Here is a 17,119-nt window from a genome sequence, read left to right on the forward strand (position 1 = left end):
ATGAAAAGTTGAAAACAACAGAAAAAGCAGAGCGTAAAATCCCTGGGTTCTATAGATCAACAAACTTCAAATCGCGAAAGTTTTGTGGTGAAGAAAAAGGCAGGTCTCCTGACTTGTAACATCTTTATTTCCTTCCCGTACGTTTTACAGTGGATTATTAATAAAGACTTCAGTTACTTACAGTTGCGCGACAGTTCGTGATTTTCACACGATTCCCTTTTAATCTGCAGTTAAGCAAAACCAATTTCCTGAAAGCCAAAAGCTGGACTTTCGGCAGCAAAAGTAATGAATATTACTGAATTATTCCGGGTTTTTATAAATGATCTGGCTTTGAACTTTTCCCTGTTTGATCGTCCAGATCGTCGTATATCGGTTCTCTCCGGCGCCATTGGTCATATAAAGAAAAATATGGTCGTTATCAATAGCCGTTACGCCAACGTTATTGAAATCCATTGTCGGTTGAAACATATTTTTGATAGCATCTCTCACAAAGACAGAGCCTCTTCCCGGCTGCTGAACTCTTACTGATTTTATTTCTGTTAGTCCTTCAGGGATCTCTTTGCCAACACCCCAGGATTTTACTTTGTCGATTTTGATGATATTTCCTTCAGCATCTTTTTCCTGCTTTTTAAGCTTTGCATAAGAAGGATAAACGTCGATAATCACTTTTGTCCTTTGGTTACCCGGAATTTTAGGATTGGTATCATCCGTAAAAATAAGCGATTTTCCATTTTTTGATTTTGAAGGGGTAAATGGGGGCAGCTTATCCACGAAAACCACGCGGTTTTTGTTCACCATTCCTTCTTTGGTAATGCTGTCGTATCTTACGAAAGGCTTGTCGGTGTCATCTTTTTCAGGATATTTGATCCAGATCCATTCTGTTTCTCCGGGAGCAGGTTTCACATAAATAAAAACATCGCCGGTTTTCATTCGGATTTTATCAATGATTTTACGGTAATCGTCTTTATGAACACGCACCATGGCGTAACCTTCTTCTGCTTTTACAACACCGAAAGGAACTTTATCCTGCCCCTTGGCGAAAAACACGAAAAGAAAAGTGAAAACGGATATATATAATGTTTTATTTACGGACATCATGATTTTTTTGATTGTCAAATATATAAATTAAATATTTTTCGGCAGATAATAATGCTGTTGCAATTCTTTTAAATCTTTAATTTGTTTCAAATACGTGTTGGAAAGAAGATAAATTTCATCCGAGATTTCAGTGGCTTCCTGTACATTAAAATCTGAAATGATAAAGCCTTTTTCCTGAGATAATTCTTTTATAATCTTCATCACCTTTTCTGTTAAAATTGGTGACAGGCCGCTGTAAGGCTCTTCAAGTAAGATAAAATCAGCGTCGGAATGGATTATTATTAATACTTCTACCATTTTTCTTTCACCTCCGGAAAGATTTCTTGTTGTCCTGTTTAGCAAAGGTTCAAGAAGATCAGAATTAAAAAGTTTTTGAGTGTTCACTTCATTACAGAATAACGAAATAAGGTTTTTAATTTTAATATCTCTTGGAAAAATCGGAGTTTGAGGAAGATAGGCAATCTTGTTTTTTCTATCAGATTGCTTTGTAAGAACCTGGTCATTGAATTTAATAAACTGAGAATCTCCCTTCAGCGTTCCGAAAATAATCTGTAACAATGTAGATTTTCCGGATCCGATTCCTCCCAATAAAGCCACAATTTTTCCTTTTTCACAACTTAAATAAACGTCCTGTAAGACTTTCTTTGAACCATACGATTTTGTGACACTGTCAATATGAAGCTTGCTCATAACAATTTGGAAATAAGGTTGATAATAAATCCGATTGAAACGGTTGTGATCCAGAGAAGCTGCCTTGAAAATCCAAAATTAGCAAAAAACAAATATTCCCTTTTCAGTCTTAATTCATAAATCAAAAAGTGAAATGCAGGTAACATCACCAGAAAACAAAATCCGAAATTTCCTATGCTAAATCCTGTCTGAAAAGCTAATAATACAGAAAACAATAAGGAAGGGATCAATAGTTTCAGATAGAAGATCCAGAGAATTTTTATGGTTTTAATCATATTCAAATATAGTAATAGAACAGAATATCTTATCACTATTTAAAAATGAAAAGAGTGCTTTTCGGCACTCTTTTCATTTTTTATTTCAATCGTTTCTGAGTTTTGCTTTCACATTATTCTTTCTGATAAGATCTCTAAGTTCTGAAATCTGGTCCTTTGTGAAAAACTTTTTAGGAACCATATTCATGGTCTGGGCAGTTTGGTAAATCAGAAACCATTCTTTTTTTTCTTTTACTTTATAAATCGAATCCCATGTAAAATATGCATCAAAGGTTTTGCCTTCCGTACGGATCTTTTCGTCCGTGAAGGTGTAAGAAATCATCTCCTGGATATTTTTGTTGGAATAAAAAATATTTTTTACACTAAAATAAGTGCGGATAATGATGAACACAAAGAAAACCAGCAACCAGACCGATGCTGATTCCATAAATTCCCGATTATCATTATCTGCATTATAATAATTTATTCCAAAAAAAATCAATGCAATTATTGGAAATACAATGATTCGTATTAATGAATTTTTTAAATGAAACATCAAAAAATCCTTAAACGTGATATGGGTTTTTACTATGATCATTAAATTCTTTCCAGCTCATCCGCATCAATGGTCGTTTTGAACGTACCATAATTCACCACCACCTTTTTCTTGGAAATCTTTTCAATGGTTCCCACACTTGTGCTTCCGGCGATACGAACTCTTTGTCCCACTTTCATCCAGAGTGAACGGTCAGTTTGCCTTTTTTCTTCCAATTTTTCATTGGTCTCGGCAATTTTTTCAATCACTTCTTCTTTTTTCAGCTGTTGTGTGATTTTCCGTTTAACAACCTGAAGGCGCTTGCTTTCATCTTTGTCAGCACCCAGCTTACGGAATTTTTCCTGTTCCAGAAGTTTTACAAAATCTTTCACTACATCTTTTCTCGATTTTCCTTTGGTGTAGCTGTCGATAAACGTTTCAATCTTATTCCCGAACTGCAGTTTACGGTGTTCTTCTTCATACAGTTTCTGGAAATTATACAATTTCTGCTGAAGCTGTTCATTCAGCTTTTGAAGGTTATCACGCTTGTCCTCAACGGATTCTTTCCTTTCTGCAAGATCAGATTTCAGCTTTTCAACCTCATACTTTTCCTGCTGAAGCTTTACAATCGTTTTATCAAGATTTACAATGTCATGTTCTACCTTTTTCTTGGCAGAATGAATGATGAACCTTGGGATTTTATTTTTCTCGGCTACTTCAAAAGTAAATGAGCTTCCTGCTTGTCCTACTTCAAGTTTATACATCGGTTCCAGCGTTTCCTCATTGAAGAGCATGGCGGCATTCTGTGCATTCGGAAGCTGTTCTACCACCAATTTGATATTGGTGTAATGCGTGGTGATAATTGCAAAGCTCTTTTTATCATAGAAAAACTCCAGAAAACTTTCTGCTAAAGCACCTCCTAATTCAGGATCGGAGCCGGTACCGAATTCGTCAATCAGTAAAAGCGTATTGGCATCTGCTTCACGGATAATTCCCGACATTTTCCTCAATCTCGAAGAATAAGTCGATAAATGGTTTTCAATAGACTGATTGTCACCAATATCGGTCATGATCTTTTCAAAGAAAAACATTTCGGATTTTGGGTGAACGGGAACAAGAATTCCGCTCTGGATCATCAGTTGAAGCAATCCTACAGTTTTCAGGGTGATTGATTTTCCTCCGGCGTTCGGTCCGGAAATACAGATAATCCTGTTATGTTCCGTGAAGGTAAGCGTCTGAGGGAAAATGGTTTTATTTTCTGCTTTATTTCTTAAAAACAACAAAGGATGAAAAGCATCTCTTAACCTCAATGTTTTGTGACGGTTGATTTTCGGTAGAACACCATTGATCAGCTCTGCAAATTTCGCTTTGGCCCTCGTTAAATCAAGATCGAAGATGTATTTCTGGTATCTCCACAATTGAGGTTGGTATTCGGCCAATTCTGCAGTAAGCTGTCGTAAAATTTTATCAATTTCCTTTTTCTCTTCCTCTTCATTTTCTTTAAGCTTAAAATAATGCTTCACTACAGAGTCCGGCTGGATATAGGTAATAGACCCTGTTTTGGACAATCCCAATACTCTTCCCGGAACCCTTTTCTTAAAGCCTGATTTTACCGCTAAAACCCTCTGGTCATCAATAATCGTTTCACGGATATCATCTAGAAATTCACTCTGGCCATAATTGAATAAAGCACGGTTAAAATTTTCCTGGATTGCTTTTTTGGCATGCTGGATTTCCGTTCTCAAGCCTTTTAAAACCGGCGAGGCTTCACTTTTCACTTCACCGAAACGGTTGAAAACTTTATCAACCTTATCAATAATTTCTTTTTTGAATTCCAGTATAGAAACATCTTCCATTAAAGTAGGAAAAGTCTCCGGCATGGTTGGGAAAAACTTCTGAAGTTTCCCGATCTGTTCCGTGAGGGTTTTTATTTTGATGAAAGCACTGTTTTCCAGTCGGTAATTTTCAATCAGCATTAATTTCAGTTCGCTTTCGATATCTTCATACTCGTCGAAAGGAACGGCATTAGAGCTTTCAAAACTTGATAAATATTCTGAAGTTTTCTTCAGGGAAAGTTCGGCCTCATCAATTTCCATCGGACGAAGCTGAAGAATTTTTTCTCTTGTCTTGGGAGAATATGCAAAAGGAGAAATCTCCGCGAGCAATTGCGGAAATTCTAATTCATTTAAATCTTCTTTATTTATAAACACAGTGCAAATTTAGTGAAAAATGTGCATTTTAATTTGAAAACGAATTATTTGAGATTTATTTTTTTAATATCTGAAATGTACTTATATGAATTTATTTATAAGCTAACTCGAACATATTTTTGAAATAACATCTTTGAAACAATTTTAATTATGAATATTATAGGAATATGTTTAAAAACGAATATTCAAGAATTATTTAAGTGTTATTATATTTGCAATGAAATTAAATTCACAAATGATAAAAAAATTTACATTAGTAAAAAAATTACTCGTAGCAGTAGTTTTTTGTAGTTTTTCAATAACTACCAGTGCTCAAAAAATTGGAATATTTGAAGCAGCTATTCAGTTTAATGCAAGCGGTACTAATAAATGGTACTCTTACGAAGGCACTGCAATTTCTACAACTCAGTTTAATGGAGCTAATTTAGGAAGCTTTGCTGCAAATAGTCAAACCTTAAAAATTATCGGTTTAGAGCTTCAAAACTACGAACAGGCAGGAACTAATTTCTGTGGAGGTACCATTAATTACAGGATTTATAAAACCGGAGATACTCCAGGTGCTTTTTTACAAGAAGCTTTGCCTTTTAAAGAAGCTTGCTCAGGAAGTTCATTTCCCACAGGAGGAGCTTGTTCCGGTCATGACCAAAAATGGAACAAATTAGATTACAACATTGATCTAACCAAACAATGCCCCGGAGATTATACTCTTGAATTATTTCTTGAATACACTGGAAGTGAAACTTCAACAACTGCTTGTGATTTAACCCGGAAACTGGATAATACCGGAAGCAATTTCAAAGCATCTTTTACTATTACAGGAACACCTACACCAACGCCTGCAATTAAATTTCACTCACAATCTACCTGTAGTTCAAAATATGGCATTTATCAAATAAGCAATTACAATTCAAACGCTAGTTATACTTTTACACCTTCGGGACCTCAATTCAGTCCAAATCAAACATCACCTCTTGGACCAGGAATGTTGGTAGTTCCTGAAGGAGCGTATACTGTAACGGCAACGGTAAATGGTTGCACTTCCTCGGCATCAACGTCTTTTACCGTTAATCCACAGCCAACTCCTCCGCCTGCTCCAGTTATGACTTTATTAAAACAGCCAACCTGTGATCCGGCCTCTCAAGGATATGGTGCATATGAAATCAGCAATTTTGACTCAAACGCAAAATATACCATAACTCCTAATCAGCCAATAATAGGATATGCTAATAATAATAAATGGATAGGAGCGCCTACGGGAACCTATACCATAACAGCCACAGTTAATGGGTGTACCTCATCAGCTTCTACATTTACAGTTGATCCTAAGCCTGCTAACTGCCCCTAATTAAAAGACAGTGTAAGTCTAGGTAATAAGAGAAGCTATTTTTATAGAGTGCGCCTAAAAGTTTAGACAAGCTTACCTTTAATTTTGATGGTTATTGAGTCCGATAGATACAAGATCGGACTCATTTTTGTTTAAATTTAATTTCATTCTTCGTTTTTATAATACTCTACCTATGTCTGAATTCTTTTTTTAAACTGACTATAGATTTATATTTTAAGATAAAGATTCTAATTTTAAAATTTTTTTAAAAAATTAGAACATAAATCTATTCAGTGTATTGGTTTCGGTAATTCTTATATATTTGTGATTGAATTAAATCTTTATGAATTAGAAAATTATAAACAGAAAATAATAGCGAATTTCACTTAACGATACTTCAGGTATCGACTGGAAAGTGGATGAAAATTTATTTCTGAAAGAACTTTATGATTTGAAGAGATCATTCTATAGAAGATAAATCATCAAATGACAAATTATAACAAGTATGATTGAAACAGAACGATTATTGTTGAAAGAAATCAACGAAAGCTATGTCAATGATATTCTGAAAATTCGCAGCAACGAAATTATCAATCAATATGTACAGAGAGTCTCTCCGAAAAATAATTACGATGCGCTGCAGTTTATTCTCACGATTAAAGAAAGAACTAAAAGTAATCAGACATTTTACTGGGGGATTTCTTTAAAAGATCAACTAAATCTTATAGGGACAATCTGTCTCTGGAATTTTTCTGAAGACCGGACGGTTGCAGAAGTGGGGTATGAATTATTGCCTGATTTTCACAACAAAGGAATCATGTCGGAGGCATTAAAAGCTGTTATAAATTTCGCTTTTAACAATTTGTTTTTGAAAGAAATTGTGGCAATGACTCACCGTTATAATGATAATTCAAAAAAACTTCTTTTAAAACATAATTTTGTATTGGAAGAGGAAAGAATAGATGAGGGGTTTCCCGATAATCTGGTTTTTAGTCTGAAAAATGATGGTTACAATTCCAAAAGCCTGCAGTAACTGAATACTGCAGACTTTATCAATCTCTAAACATTTCTTGTAATCTAAAATAAATGGTATTGTTTATTGTGTGTTGGCAGCAAGGGCAAAAACAAGATTAAGATCATCTTTTACTACAATCATCCCACCCATTCTTTTTGGAGGTGATATGTCAAAATCGCTGAATTTAACACTTTTTCTGCCGGTAAGTTTTCCGTTTTCGTGGCACAATGTGATATTGTATATTTTACTTCTGTTTATCATCTTTACTTCTATCTGTGCATTGTATACTGCTTTATTCCTGTCTAAAGAAATAAACTTTATATGAAGGTATGGATGATCTTCCGCTAAAAGAGTTTTCTGAAAATCAGAAGTCATAATTTTGTTATGGCAATCGAAATCGTCTACTTTCAGTGCAATGTTTGGAAGATTTTTTTCACTAATCATGAAATTGCCCCCGGGCGTTCTGAATGTAGTGTTGGTGCATTTGAAAGTATTAATATTAGTGCTTCCGTTGATCTGAATGTAGTTTTCCTGGGCATTCATAAATATTCCGACTATAAACGGAATTGCTGCTAAAAAAGGTTTCATAATTCAGGTAGTGTTTTGAAAAAACTTGGGATAGCTTTTTCTGTGATTGGCATTTAGAAAGAAATGGCAGCTTCCAGAACAAATCCGTTGAATTTGCCGTCATACAGGATGCTTGATGTTGGATAGCCGTCGTATTTCTGATTGACATATTCAACTTTGGTAAGGATGTTTTTGGTCATAAACCAGCCTCCGCCGATGTTGTAACGGGTTACATCTATCTTGTTTCCTGTCGCCAGTTCACCTTTTACCAGGTTGTATCTTCCCCCGAAGTACAGGTTATCATTATTTCCGAATCGGTAAATAAGTTCCGCGGCATACTGGTTCCATGTTCTGCGGTCGATTTCTGTTGTATTTCTGCCTGAAGCGTTTTCAAAAGTTCCGAAGAATTCCAGGCCTTTATATCTTACAAACGGGTTGATCATAATGGAAGTCACTTTGTTTTTAAAATCCGGTACTACCTGTCCTGATCTGAAATTGGCAGATGAGGTGGCCGCGGCATTTTCCATCACATAATAGTATCTTGATCCCGCTCTGTCTCCATCATAGAAATCCAGCCTTTGGGTATTGGCGGTGTTGTAAACGGATCCTGTAAGACGTACTCTCAGATCGCTGTTCAGCTGTTTGTCGTAGCCTATTTTAGCATATAAAGAAGGGCTTGTTCCTCCGTTGGCATTCTGGTTGAGTCTTCCGTTGGTAATACCTCCCATTCCGATGAATCCGTCTCTGCGGTAGTAATATTCAGCAAAAACCATTGTTGCATAGGCGTCCATCAGGTAATTTCCCACAAACGGGTTTTGGGTGGTGTAGGCATTATCGCTTCTTCTGAAGTGCACATCCCCGTAATTAATTTCATCATGACCGAATTTTATGGTTGAATATTTCATAAAGTCACTCAAAAAATCTTTTTTGATAAAATCAAGCTTGTCAATCTGAATGTAGCCTCCTTTTACATAGGTTTCGTTGTGGTGGCGGGAACTTAAAAATGTTCTTAAATGTAAATTGATACCGTCATATAAAGCCACATCAATATCAAGGTTGGCTGTAGCAAGGTTAAAATTATTTCCGATGTCGTACAGTTGGGTTGCCGGAACGGATTGATCTGCTCCGCTTTCATGTTTCAGACCTTGGAATTGTAAGGCGAACGCTCCGCCGATTCTTACTTTAAGTTTCTCAAAGGTTGTTACAGAATCTTTAGGATTTTCAAAAATATTGATCCCTCTCTGGTCTCTTGGTTTAAGATTATCTAAAGGAAACTGTTGAGCATGTGCGGCATTAGCAAGTAAAATAGTTCCTAAGAGTGCTGTTTTTATGGTTTTCATAACGTTTTATTTTTTTAATATTGATTAATCATGGTTTTAATGCTGATTTCTTACTGTGCTGTAATGCTCACTTTGATGGTAACTTCATCTCCTGTTTTTATACCCATGAATCCGGGTCTGCTCATTCCGAAATCTGAAAGTTTTACGGTTTCGGTTCCATAAATGGTGTAAGTGTTTTCATTTTTAGCAACGCTTACGGGAAAAGAAACATTTCTGGAAACTCCTGCGATCGTCAGTTTTCCGCTTACATTGCTTTTACCGAAATTGATAGAAGCTGCTGTAAAGCTGATGGTGGGATATTGTGAAGATTTCAATGCTTCATAAGCTTTATTATCCATGGTGCTTCCTTTTTTGCTTTTCAGGTTTTTTACCGGCAAGGTAAAAGTGGCGTTGGATATGCTGTTTCCATTTACGGTTCCTGTAAAGTAAGCTGCTGAAGAATTCATTTCCCAGTCGTGTAAAGGAGAAGTTCCGTTAACGGCAATTACTGTTGTCTTCTGATTTATTTTTTGAGCTTCTGCATTTTGATAAAAAAATAATGTTCCGCATAGCGCTGTAGCATTCAAGAAAATTCTTAAAGTTTTCATATCGACAAATATTTATTAATTATGTTATGTAATATTCTTTTGTTTTGTGATATAAAGGTAGAATTTATGTTAATTTTATGATAATTTTTGAATATGATATAAATCTTTACTGTGATTGTAATTGTTTAATTTCTAACAAAATTAATCTGTAAGTTAAAATTTGTTAAAGACTGAACGGTAATTGTGATTTTTCAGCCGATTATTTGCTTAAACGTATCAAAAAAAATAAATCATATAAATTTTTACAGCATAAATACTGATGAAAGTCACTGGAATTATCTTGTTGATATGACAATGAATGATTACTTTATAAATGCTGCCCAGAGCTCATTTTTGGATATCCTGATATATTTTTATATTTGACAATTATAATCGCTGATCGAGAAAAAGGTTCCATGATACTTTTTATAAATTTAAATTCATGGCAATACTTTTGATCTTACAGAGCAGTTGAGGTTTAAGCCTATCAATAAAAACATCTGATAAATTATTACAATATGACCTGGACAGAAATATTAGCCCCGATAAAAAAAACCGAATATTTTACCAATCTTTGGGAGAAAGTAAAGCAGGAATATGCAACAACAAAAGTTTTCCCACCTAAAAGACAGATTTTCAGGGCGTTGGAAATTACCCCTTTCGATGAAGTTGAGGTTGTAATTATTGGGCAGGATCCATATCATAATGATTATCAGGCGAATGGTCTTTGTTTTTCAGTTTCCGAGCAGGTTGCCGCGCCACCCTCCCTGAAGAATATTTTTATAGAGCTTAAAAATGATATCGGTGTGGAAAGAACTTCAAAAGAATTGGATGACTGGGGAAAACAGGGTGTTTTGCTGTTAAATGCAACGTTAACTGTACGTGCTCATGCTCCGAACTCTCATAAGGATCTCGGCTGGGAAAAGTTTACGGATTTTATTATCAAAGAAATTTCAGATAAGAAACAAAATGTAGTTTTTGTCTTATGGGGTGCTTTTGCACAGAAAAAAGCCGAACTTATTGATCCGGCCAAACATTTTATATTAAAGTCTGCACACCCGTCGCCATTTTCTGTTCACAGAGGATTTTTCGGAAGCAAACCTTTTTCTAAAATTAATGAATATCTGAGTTCTAAGGGAAAGAAGCCTATTTCATGGTAGCGGTGTTATCGGATTTTTTGATCATAATACCGATTTTATATTTTCCTTTAAGGTTTTTTGTGCCTTCTGCTGATCCGGGATACGGATTTACTTCTGTTAGCGTGATGGTATATCCGTTGAAATCTGCGGATTGATGATAATTTCTTCCTTTATTATCCAGGCTTGCAAGGGATAAAGTCATAGGTCTTGTTGCAGTTCCCATTACCTCTACTTCGGCTACGGCAACGCCGGCCCAAATGCAGTTAACATCTTTCGGGCAGCGGCTGTCTTCAGAAATACCTTTGAATGTTACATTCATCTGATATTCATCAAGAAATCTGTTTTCTCCTTCATTGAAGTAGATGACGGATCCTTCATTGCTGTTTTTTGTGAGATTTCCGGAATTTTCCACTTGATCTTTTTGCGGAACCTGTGTTCCTTTTTGTGTTTTGCAGTTAACTAATAATAGTCCTGTGCTTAATATAATGGCTTTATACAACATTTTTCTTATTTTAAATAATGGAAAGCATATTTAATACTACCACCAAAAACATTGCCACACCCACCACGAAGCTGAATCCGGTGCCGTAAATAAACCCTATAAAAGCTCCTTTGGTTGATTTTAAAGCTTTTGTAATATCTTTACTGTCATGAAGAAGTTCTCCTATGAAAACACCTGCAAACATCCCTACTAAAAATCCCAAAGGAATGGGTAAAAATATCCCTACGATGGTGCCGATTACCGAACCAATACTTCCCCAGCGTGTTCCGCCGTATTTCTGATTGGTCTTTGCCGGAATGACATAGTTAAGTACCACTGAAGCAATGGTAAGGATTATAAATGCCCAGATATATATCATGCTGAGATCCGAATCGGTTCCGAATTTATAGATCAGAAGTCCGCAGATGCTCAACAGCAGACCCGGTAAAACTGGTAAAAAAGTTCCTAAAATTCCTAAAAACAGAAGAATAAGGCAGAGAATATCAATTAAGGCTGTATCCATTTTTTTTAATTTAATGAAAAGATATAAAAAAAAGTGGCTTCAAAAAAGCCACTTCCATGTTTAAGGTGAAGTTTTTATTAAAGGTTTAAAATTACATATTGTAGAATAACACCTGCATTACCAATATTTCCGGAAGCATGGTTGTGGAAAGTGGTGTAATAAATATAGCCGCTGTTGGAAGCTCCTGAGCAAGGTCCCACTGTTGCGCCTAATGCAACAAGGAAAGGAACGGCTGCCTGAGGAACAGAAAGACTGATCTGGATATTTCCCGGAAGGGTAACACAAACTGTTACAAAAGTTGTGTTTGCAGCATTTCCTATTGGAGTAACCGGAATACCTGTTGCTGCAAAATGGTTGGTTCTGATCATCAACGCATCATTTGATGAAGTTTCCTTCACCAGTACTTCCCAGTAAGCAGGATCATAGTTGATTATTTTTTGCCATGCTCCTAGATCATAATCTAGATTAAGCGTATTGAAACCTAAAGCAGATGTTAGTCCGGCATTATTTACCGTAGCACCGATATTTCCGGAGCTTCCGATATTCTTGGAGCATAATTTTGAATCAGGTACAAATCCTCCCGGCAATCCACAGTTATTGGTGTTGGTGGTTCCGCCTACTAAATAGGCAACATCCCAGTCTGAGGCATAGATACTTCCTCCGTTGGCCACAAAAATGGCTAAGTTGGCATCAATCGCTGTGTAAAGTGCGGGATTTGTCGTGCTGCTTCTGGAGCCGCAATTGAGGAATATAATATCATACTGCGAAATTGTAGTCATATTCGCCAGGTCATTATTCGTGATTTCGGTTGCAGTATAACCTAGAATCTGGATAATATCCTCTATCTTATCATAAGTTCCTTTTACATAAGCGATTTTTGCAATTTGGTTAAGTTTTGTCTGATTTGCATCAAGAGCAGTTGTTTCATTGTCTTTAACTACTGCGGAAATTTCTGTACGGAAATTGGTCCCGTTACCGGTCTGGATGTAGATTGTGCGGTTTCCGGCCGGAGCATCAAGTAGGAAATTACCTTCTGAATCAGAAGTCGTGTAATAGATTTTATACTTGTCGTCAAAGGTAAAAACAGAAGCTCCTCCAATAGGTTTGGTTCCGTTTTTTGACATTACCTTCCCGGTAAGCTTCCCGGTTTTAACGGCCGTATTCGTATTTTCCGTAATTACCGGTGCATCGTCTCCTCCGGAGCAGTTCGTTAAAAGTGTGAATACACACAATAAAATAAAAAAGTAGTGTTTTCTCATATGTATATGGTTTTTTGATTTTATTTAGTTTATATCAAATTTAAATAATTATAAATATAAATTCATAAAAATGTTGTTTTTTTTTAAATAAATTGTGGTAATATTATTTATTGTTATGAAAGTTTTATTTGTTAATCGTGCTTGTGAATGAATTGAATCGTTTTAAAAATTCTGAAAAATTCTATTAAAAAAATAGCTTAATTAGTTTTGGGATAAAAATTGCTGAAAGATATTCTGTATAAAAATTACTTATTTCCTAAATTTGCTGTAATGAACGACCAATTAGAAGAAACAAAGGATCTCATACAGGGATTAAGTGAGCCTCTTTACCGATACATCAGCCGCATTGCACCGTCCGGTCTGGAATTCGTATTTCATATTATTGTAAAGATTCTTTTATTGATCGCGATTTTTCTGGTTATTGACTTTATTTTTAAGCTTATAATCAACAGCGTTTTCAGTATCTTCAGAAATAAAGAAAAATATCCTGCCGTAAATTCAATTTATGAATCAAGAATTACCAATTCAATTGCTCATTTAATTGCGCTTTTAATTATAGGAAGTATTCATGAATCTATATTTGCAGGTGCTTTAACCAAAACAACCACATTTATTATAAGATGTGTTAATTTAGGACTTGTGATGATCTTTGCCGGAATGCTGTATCGGGGGCTGACTGCTTTCAGAAACTATTTCGTCATTAAACAGGATTTTTACAAAATCATGGCCCTGAATGCTATTTCGGAGACGGTGAAAATTTTGGGAATCTTTCTCTTCTCGGTTGTTGGGATCTGCGTAATTTTCGGGATTAAAGGAACAACTATTGTCGGCAGTCTGGGAGCAATTACGGCTGTTCTTGTTCTTGTATTCCGTGATACGATTCTGGGATTTGTTACCGGACTTCACGTGGCAACTTCTAAAAACCTCAAAGTGGGAGACTGGGTAAGTATTCCGAAGTATAATATTGAAGGAAATATTGCTGAAATCAACCTTCTCACAACAAAAATCAATAATTTCGACAGGACCTTTTCCACAATTCCTACGTATGATCTTCTCACTACAGAAATCAAAAACATGCAGGTGATTTCCGAGACCAATGCCCGAAGAATCAAGAAATCTATTTTTTTCAACATCAATTCATTTAAATTCCTTTCGGAAGAAGATATTGAGCGTCTGAAAAGCATTAATCTTATTTCTGATTATCTCGAGCAGAGATCAATTGAGCTGAAAAAAGAAAAAGAAAACATGGCGCATAAAGAAGAGATCGTGAACGGCAGGCAGCTTACCAATATTGGTGTTTTCAGGTATTATGCCCAAAAATATATAGAACGTATTCCGGAGCTCGATAAAGAGGGTCCTATCATGGTCCGTCAGCTGAACAGCACACCGCAGGGGCTTCCTCTTGAAATTTATGCGTTTACCAACGATACCGAGTGGGTGCGGTTTGAGGAAATACAGTCGGACATCTTCGATCATTTATTGGTTGCTTCAAAAGAATTTGATCTGGAGGTAATGCAGGTAAAAGTTTAATTCTGATAAAGACTGTGTATTCGGCGATCAATAATAGAATAGAATTTTTTAACGTTCTCATGCTGGTATTTTCATTTTTACTGGCATGTATATTACCTTTTGATGTTTTTCTGTTCTCATACGCAGTATTGGGGCCGCTGCATTATCTTACCGAGTTGCACTGGCTGAAAAGAAAAAATTTTTTTGTGAATAAGCTGCATGCAGGAAAGTTTTTATTTTTTGCACTATGTGTTGTAGGCTTGCTTTTTATGATATATTTAAATGTCGCTTTATTTAGGGCAAATATTATATACGGAAGTATTGTCGGTCTGTTTTTTATTTTTTCAGTCTACCTGATTTTGATATCTGAAACAAATTATGCTAAGTTTTTAGCAGTGTTTTTATTATTAATGATGATACTGTTCTCTTTTTTCAGGCCCAGTCTGATTATTATGCTGGGGCTATTTCTACCAACGCTGATCCATGTTTATGTATTTACGGCACTTTTCATGATTTCAGGTTATTTAAGATCATCACATATTACTGCACTTTTTACGATCATATTGCTATTGGCAATACCATTTATGATTGCTTTTTTACCACTGGAAAATTTCGTTTTTTCCAGGGAAAGCTCTGAAAAGGTATTTAATTCTACAGGTTTTAAAATTATTAATCAACAGCTGGCCTTTTTAACAGGGAAAAATATATCGGTTGTTTCCGGAGTTTTAAAAGTGCAGATTTTTATTGCTTTTGCTTACACTTATCATTATCTGAACTGGTTTGTGAAGACTTCAGTAATTGGATGGGCAAGATCTTTAAGACTAAAAAATACACTTTTCGTTTCTGCAATTTGGATTTTATCAATAGCTTTGTATCTGTATAATTATCAAATGGGTCTGACGGTATTATTTGTTCTCAGTATGCTGCATGTACTTGCTGAATTTCCGCTTAATGCCTTATCCATCAGGACAATATTTCAAAAACTTATCAGTAGAAATGACAAAACTTAGTGTAAACATTAATAAGATTGCAACCATAAGAAATGCCAGAGGTGGTGAAACGCCCAGTGTAACAGAAGCTGCAGTAAAGATTCAGGAATATGGAGGGCAGGGAATTACCATTCATCCGAGACCGGACGAAAGACATATTACCAGAAAAGATGTTTATGATCTTAAACCGCTTGTAACAACGGAATTCAATATCGAAGGAAATCCGCACAGACCTTTTATCGATATGGTCTTAGAAGTAAAACCGGAACAGGTAACTCTGGTTCCTGATGCTGATGATGCTATTACGTCAAATGCAGGATGGGATACCAAAAGGCATCTTGATTTTCTTACGGAGATTATTGCGGAGTTCAAGAATGCCGGAATTCGTACTTCAATTTTTTTAGATCCTAATCCGGAGCTGGTAGAATATGCCGCAAAAACCGGAACAGACAGAATCGAGTTGTACACAGAAGCATATGCGAAAAATTATACCGCTAATAAAGAACTGGCTATAAAGCCCTATTACGATACGGCAGTGGTAGCCGCAGATTTCGGACTTGGAGTGAATGCAGGACATGATTTGAGCCTTGATAATCTAAAATATTTTGCAGATAATATTCCTAATTTACTGGAAGTTTCTATCGGTCATGCTTTAATTTCTGAAGCGTTGTACATGGGATTGGAAAATACGGTTCAGGCTTATCTGAAAAGACTTGCAAAATGGTAGAATAACAAAAATATGGAAATTTTAAATTCAAAAATATTCGGTGAAAACCTTTCGAAAACACCGCTTTTAGTATTTCACGGTTTGTTCGGAATGCTTGATAACTGGGGTTCTTTCGGCAAAGATATGGGAGAATTCCTTCCGGTACATCTTATTGATCTTCGTAATCACGGAAGAAGCTTCCATTCGGAAAATATGTCTCATGATGATCTGGCAGAAGATATTCTAAGATATATGGAATATTATGGAATTGCTAAAGCCCATATTCTGGGACATTCGCTGGGTGGAAAAGCAGTAATGCAGTTTGCGATAAAATTCCCGGAAAAAGTGGAAAGCCTCATTGTAGTTGATATCTCACCAAAAGCATATCCGCCACACCATCAGGGAATTATTAAAGCATTGGAAACGGTTGATTTTAATACGGTTTCCTCAAGAAATGACGTAGAAGCAGTGCTCAGTCAATATATTCCTGAAAAATCTACCATTCAGTTCCTGACAAAAAATTTGTACTGGGACGATCATAAAAAGCTGAACTGGAGATTTAACCTCAAAACTTTATCCGAAAAATATAATGAATTTGTATCCAATGCCATTAAATTCGGTGTTTTTGACGGGCCGGCTTTATTCATTGCCGGAGCTAAATCAAATTATATTCTTCCTCAGGACCACTTTGCGATCAGGCAGCAGTTTCCGAAAGCGGATTTTGTAACCATAAAAAATGCAGGACATTGGGTTCAGGCAGAAAATCCTGTTGATTTTGCTAATGTTGTTAAGGAATTTTTACATATTAATTAAAATAATTTCGTTATTAATTATTAATTGTTAAAATTTTCTTAAAAAATATTTTATTCTTCTTTGGGTGATTTTTTTTTAATACTTTTAGCCAATTCTAAATC

The 17,119-nt window shown here is 35.7% G+C and carries 17 protein-coding genes and 1 riboswitch; of the genes, 7 read left to right on the plus strand and 10 right to left on the minus strand.

Annotation, left to right across the window (positions count from 1 at the left end):
• Positions 1 to 80: 80 nt before the first annotated feature.
• Positions 81 to 260: riboswitch (cobalamin riboswitch) on the minus strand.
• Positions 261 to 300: 40 nt separating this feature from the next.
• The 4 genes from U9K52_RS00630 to U9K52_RS00645 all read right to left on the minus strand — a co-directional run bounded on the left by U9K52_RS00630 (position 301) and on the right by U9K52_RS00645 (position 4,787).
• Complete coding sequence (locus U9K52_RS00630) at positions 301 to 1,116, minus strand: hypothetical protein (RefSeq protein ID WP_263601248.1); 816 nt, start codon at positions 1,114 to 1,116, stop codon at positions 301 to 303.
• Positions 1,117 to 1,125: 9 nt separating this feature from the next.
• The gene (locus U9K52_RS00635) at positions 1,126 to 1,788 is read right to left on the minus strand and encodes an ATP-binding cassette domain-containing protein (protein ID WP_322924457.1); all 663 of its coding nucleotides are present in this window, start codon (positions 1,786 to 1,788) and stop codon (positions 1,126 to 1,128) included.
• Positions 1,789 to 2,148: 360 nt separating this feature from the next.
• Entirely contained in the window at positions 2,149 to 2,490 is a 342-nt protein-coding gene (locus tag U9K52_RS00640) for a YcxB family protein (RefSeq protein ID WP_263601246.1), read from the minus strand.
• 149 nt (positions 2,491 to 2,639) lie between these two features.
• Positions 2,640 to 4,787 (minus strand): endonuclease MutS2, encoded by a 2,148-nt coding sequence (locus tag U9K52_RS00645; protein WP_322924460.1) that lies wholly within the window; start codon positions 4,785 to 4,787, stop codon positions 2,640 to 2,642.
• Between the two features lie 235 nt (positions 4,788 to 5,022).
• Between U9K52_RS00645 and U9K52_RS00650 the strand changes: the two genes are divergently transcribed.
• Positions 5,023 to 6,132 (plus strand): hypothetical protein, encoded by a 1,110-nt coding sequence (locus tag U9K52_RS00650; RefSeq protein ID WP_322924462.1) that lies wholly within the window; start codon positions 5,023 to 5,025, stop codon positions 6,130 to 6,132.
• A gap of 484 nt (positions 6,133 to 6,616) precedes the next feature.
• Positions 6,617 to 7,144 carry a GNAT family N-acetyltransferase gene (locus U9K52_RS00655; protein WP_248391708.1) on the plus strand — a complete coding sequence of 176 codons (528 nt, stop codon included), beginning with the start codon at positions 6,617 to 6,619 and terminating at the stop codon, positions 7,142 to 7,144.
• A 63-nt stretch (positions 7,145 to 7,207) separates the two neighbouring features.
• Here the strand turns inward: U9K52_RS00655 and U9K52_RS00660 are convergent, their stop codons facing one another.
• From U9K52_RS00660 to U9K52_RS00670, 3 genes are read right to left on the minus strand one after another with little or no spacing between them, the layout of a single operon-like run.
• The gene (locus U9K52_RS00660) at positions 7,208 to 7,714 is read right to left on the minus strand and encodes a hypothetical protein (RefSeq protein ID WP_322924464.1); all 507 of its coding nucleotides are present in this window, start codon (positions 7,712 to 7,714) and stop codon (positions 7,208 to 7,210) included.
• 53 nt (positions 7,715 to 7,767) lie between these two features.
• Positions 7,768 to 9,033, minus strand: coding sequence for a hypothetical protein (locus U9K52_RS00665; RefSeq protein WP_322924465.1), 1,266 nt, complete (start codon positions 9,031 to 9,033; stop codon positions 7,768 to 7,770).
• A gap of 50 nt (positions 9,034 to 9,083) precedes the next feature.
• Positions 9,084 to 9,620: a YceI family protein gene (locus U9K52_RS00670; RefSeq protein ID WP_322924466.1), complete on the minus strand. Its 537-nt coding sequence runs from the start codon at positions 9,618 to 9,620 to the stop codon at positions 9,084 to 9,086.
• A gap of 497 nt (positions 9,621 to 10,117) precedes the next feature.
• Between U9K52_RS00670 and U9K52_RS00675 the strand changes: the two genes are divergently transcribed.
• Positions 10,118 to 10,759: a uracil-DNA glycosylase gene (locus tag U9K52_RS00675; RefSeq protein WP_322924469.1), complete on the plus strand. Its 642-nt coding sequence runs from the start codon at positions 10,118 to 10,120 to the stop codon at positions 10,757 to 10,759.
• On the opposite strand, the gene U9K52_RS00680 is transcribed toward U9K52_RS00675, so the two are convergent.
• The 3 genes from U9K52_RS00680 to U9K52_RS00690 form a co-directional block, all read right to left on the minus strand.
• A complete protein-coding gene (locus U9K52_RS00680; protein ID WP_322924470.1) occupies positions 10,746 to 11,240 on the minus strand; it encodes a hypothetical protein in 495 nt (164 codons plus the stop codon). The two genes, U9K52_RS00675 and U9K52_RS00680, sit on opposite strands and share 14 nt — an antisense overlap.
• Positions 11,241 to 11,250: 10 nt before the next feature.
• Positions 11,251 to 11,742 carry a DUF456 domain-containing protein gene (locus U9K52_RS00685; protein ID WP_322924473.1) on the minus strand — a complete coding sequence of 164 codons (492 nt, stop codon included), beginning with the start codon at positions 11,740 to 11,742 and terminating at the stop codon, positions 11,251 to 11,253.
• Between the two features lie 77 nt (positions 11,743 to 11,819).
• On the minus strand, positions 11,820 to 13,001 hold the full coding sequence (locus U9K52_RS00690; RefSeq protein WP_263601237.1) for a hypothetical protein: 1,182 nt from the start codon (positions 12,999 to 13,001) through the stop codon (positions 11,820 to 11,822).
• Between the two features lie 270 nt (positions 13,002 to 13,271).
• Here U9K52_RS00690 and U9K52_RS00695 point away from each other — a divergent pair, with 270 nt between their 5' ends.
• The 4 genes from U9K52_RS00695 to U9K52_RS00710 all read left to right on the plus strand — a co-directional run bounded on the left by U9K52_RS00695 (position 13,272) and on the right by U9K52_RS00710 (position 17,018).
• Positions 13,272 to 14,531, plus strand: coding sequence for a mechanosensitive ion channel family protein (locus U9K52_RS00695; RefSeq protein ID WP_322924476.1), 1,260 nt, complete (start codon positions 13,272 to 13,274; stop codon positions 14,529 to 14,531).
• A 389-nt stretch (positions 14,532 to 14,920) separates the two neighbouring features.
• Positions 14,921 to 15,520: a hypothetical protein gene (locus tag U9K52_RS00700; protein WP_263601236.1), complete on the plus strand. Its 600-nt coding sequence runs from the start codon at positions 14,921 to 14,923 to the stop codon at positions 15,518 to 15,520.
• Positions 15,507 to 16,226, plus strand: coding sequence for a pyridoxine 5'-phosphate synthase (locus tag U9K52_RS00705; RefSeq protein WP_263601235.1), 720 nt, complete (start codon positions 15,507 to 15,509; stop codon positions 16,224 to 16,226). The genes U9K52_RS00700 and U9K52_RS00705 overlap by 14 nt, the downstream gene beginning before the upstream one ends.
• A 12-nt stretch (positions 16,227 to 16,238) precedes the next feature.
• Positions 16,239 to 17,018, plus strand: coding sequence for an alpha/beta fold hydrolase (locus U9K52_RS00710; RefSeq protein WP_322924479.1), 780 nt, complete (start codon positions 16,239 to 16,241; stop codon positions 17,016 to 17,018).
• Positions 17,019 to 17,119 lie beyond the last annotated feature (101 nt).

It is taken from the genome of Chryseobacterium sp. MHB01 (genome assembly GCF_034651565.1).
Classification (GTDB): domain Bacteria; phylum Bacteroidota; class Bacteroidia; order Flavobacteriales; family Weeksellaceae; genus Chryseobacterium; species Chryseobacterium nepalense.